At 57.1% G+C, this 2500-nt stretch carries 2 rRNA genes (1 of these 2 cut by a window edge); both read left to right on the top strand.

Going from position 1 to position 2500, the window contains the following annotated elements:
- Positions 1–2253, top strand: a 23S ribosomal RNA gene (locus ABC977_RS17820); it begins 631 nt to the left of the window's first position.
- 79 nt (positions 2254–2332) lie between these two features.
- Positions 2333–2448, top strand: a 5S ribosomal RNA gene (gene rrf, locus ABC977_RS17815).
- The last annotated feature ends 52 nt before the right edge of the window (positions 2449–2500 follow it).

Raw genomic sequence — 2500 nt, 5'->3', positions numbered from 1 at the left:
AGGGCGTTGAGTCGCTGGGAGTAGACCCGAAACCGGGCGATCTACCCATGGCCAGGGTGAAGGTGCGGTAACACGCGCTGGAGGCCCGAACCGGGATCTGTTGAAAAAGATTCGGATGAGCTGTGGGTCGGAGTGAAAGGCTAATCAAGCCCGGAGATAGCTGGTTCTCCCCGAAAGCTATTTAGGTAGCGCCTCGTGGGTTCACTCTTGGGGGTAGAGCACTGTTTCGGCTAGGGGGCCATCCCGGCTTACCAAACCGAGGCAAACTCCGAATACTGAGAAGTGTGACCACGGGAGACACACGGCGGGTGCTAACGTTCGTCGTGGAGAGGGAAACAACCCAGACCGCCAGCTAAGGTCCCGAAATCATGGCTCAGTGGGAAACGTTGTGGGAAGGCTTAGACAGCCAGGAGGTTGGCTTAGAAGCAGCCATCCTTTAAAGAAAGCGTAATAGCTCACTGGTCGAGTCGGCCTGCGCGGAAGATGTAGCGGGGCTTAAGCCATGTACCGAAGCTGCGGATGCGAGGCAACTTGCATGGTAGGGGAGCGTTCCGTAGGCCGATGAAGGTTGATCGTGAGGTCGGCTGGAGGTATCGGAAGTGCGAATGCTGACATGAGTAACGATAAAGGGGGTGAGAGGCCCCCTCGCCGAAAGCCCAAGGTTTCCTGCGCAACGTTCATCGGCGCAGGGTGAGTCGGCCCCTAAGGCGAGGCCGAGAGGCGTAGTCGATGGGAAGCCGGTTAATATTCCGGCACCGCTTGTTACTGCGATGGGGGGACGGAGAAGGCTAGGTTGGCCGGCGGTTGGTGTCCGGTTCAAGCGTGTAGGGAGTGCTCTTAGGCAAATCCGGGGGCACAATCCTGAGGCGTGATGACGAGTCTCTACGGAGGCGAAGTGACTGATGCCCGGCTTCCAAGAAAAGCCTCTAAGCTTCAGGTAACGAGTGACCGTACCCGAAACCGACACAGGTGGGCGGGGTGAGAATCCCCAGGCGCTTGAGAGAACTCAGGTGAAGGAACTAGGCAAAATGGTACCGTAACTTCGGGAGAAGGTACGCCCCTGGTACGTGAAGGCCCTTGCGGCTGGAGCGGAGAGGGGTTGCAGTGACCAGGCCGCTGCGACTGTTTATTAAAAACACAGCACTCTGCGAACTCGTAAGAGGAAGTATAGGGTGTGACGCCTGCCCGGTGCCGGAAGGTTAAGTGATGGGGTTATCTTCGGAGAAGCTCTTGATCGAAGCCCCGGTAAACGGCGGCCGTAACTATAACGGTCCTAAGGTAGCGAAATTCCTTGTCGGGTAAGTTCCGACCTGCACGAATGGCGTAACGATGGCGGCACTGTCTCCACCTGAGACTCAGTGAAATTGAAATCTCGGTTAAGATGCCGAGTACCCGCGGCTAGACGGAAAGACCCCGTGAACCTTTACTACAGCTTCACACTGGACTTTGAACCGACTTGTGTAGGATAGGTGGGAGGCTTTGAAACCGGGACGCCAGTTTCGGTGGAGCCGACCTTGAAATACCACCCTGGTTTGTTTGGAGTTCTAACCCAGGCCCGTGATCCGGGTCGGGGACCGTGTGTGGTGGGTAGTTTGACTGGGGCGGTCTCCTCCCAAAGCGTAACGGAGGAGCGCGAAGGTACCCTCAGCGCGGTCGGAAATCGCGCAGTGCGTGCAAAGGCAGAAGGGTGCTTGACTGCGAGACGGACAAGTCGAGCAGGTGCGAAAGCAGGTCTTAGTGATCCGGTGGTTCTGTATGGAAGGGCCATCGCTCAACGGATAAAAGGTACTCCGGGGATAACAGGCTGATACCGCCCAAGAGTTCATATCGACGGCGGTGTTTGGCACCTCGATGTCGGCTCATCACATCCTGGGGCTGAAGTCGGTCCCAAGGGTATGGCTGTTCGCCATTTAAAGTGGTACGCGAGCTGGGTTTAGAACGTCGTGAGACAGTTCGGTCCCTATCTGCCGTGGGCGTTGGAGACTTGTGGGAAGCTGCTCCTAGTACGAGAGGACCGGAGTGGACGTACCTCTGGTGTTCCGGTTGTCACGCCAGTGGCATTGCCGGGTAGCTACGTACGGACGGGATAACCGCTGAAAGCATCTAAGCGGGAAGCCCCTCCCGAGATGAGGTCTCCCTGAACCCTCGAGGTTCCTAAAGGTCCGTCGAAGACCACGACGTGGATAGGCGGGGTGTGGAAGCACGGTAACGTGTGAAGCTAACCCGTACTAATGGACCGTGAGGCTTGACCATATAACACCCAAACATTGTGAGCCAACACCTCACACCTCACCTCGTGGCTCGGTCAACACACCGAGCCACCACCCGTTTCCCTGGCGGCCATAGAGCACTGGAACCACCTGATCCCATCCCGAACTCAGAAGTGAAACGGTGTATCGCCCATGATAGTGTGGGGCCTCCCCATGCGAAAGTCGGTCACCGCCAGGCCCTCACACAAAAACCCCCATCACCAAACAACGATGGGGGTTTTTTTTGTGCC

The organism is Thioalkalicoccus limnaeus (assembly GCF_041197575.1).
Classification (GTDB): domain Bacteria; phylum Pseudomonadota; class Gammaproteobacteria; order Chromatiales; family Chromatiaceae; genus Thioalkalicoccus; species Thioalkalicoccus limnaeus.
Note: the sequence above shows the minus strand (reverse complement) of the source record. Positions and strands in the feature narration are given on the sequence as shown.